The sequence below is a fragment of the Mesorhizobium sanjuanii genome, assembly GCF_002529485.1.
GTDB lineage: Bacteria > Pseudomonadota > Alphaproteobacteria > Rhizobiales > Rhizobiaceae > Mesorhizobium > Mesorhizobium sanjuanii.
In genome coordinates this window covers 1-298 of record NZ_NWQG01000336.1, presented here as the reverse complement: position 1 = coordinate 298, position 298 = coordinate 1, and the positions used below count along the sequence as shown (strand labels likewise).

Annotated in this window: 1 pseudogene; it reads right to left on the bottom strand. The window is 58.4% G+C overall.

The features are described from left to right. Positions 1–298: pseudogene (locus tag CN311_RS31755) on the bottom strand (carbohydrate ABC transporter substrate-binding protein); the annotation flags it as partial.

Genomic DNA, 298 nt, shown 5'->3' with positions numbered 1-298 from the left:
TAGGTTCTGGCCGGTCTGCATCTGGGTCTGGATCTTTTCGACGACATCACCTTCCTGCAGCAGATCGTGCGTGACCTTGATGCCAGTGATGGCGGTAAAGGCCGGCGCCAAGACCTGCGATTCATACTCATGCGTGGCGATGGTCTCGGAGACGACCTTGATGTCCATGCCGGCGAAAGGCTTCGCGGCATCGATGAACCATTGCATCTCGGCTTCCTGGCCGGGACGGTCGAGCGTGGAAAGCGGACCGATTTCCTTGTCGAGGAAGGCTTTTGCCTCGTCCATTCCGGCATAGGCA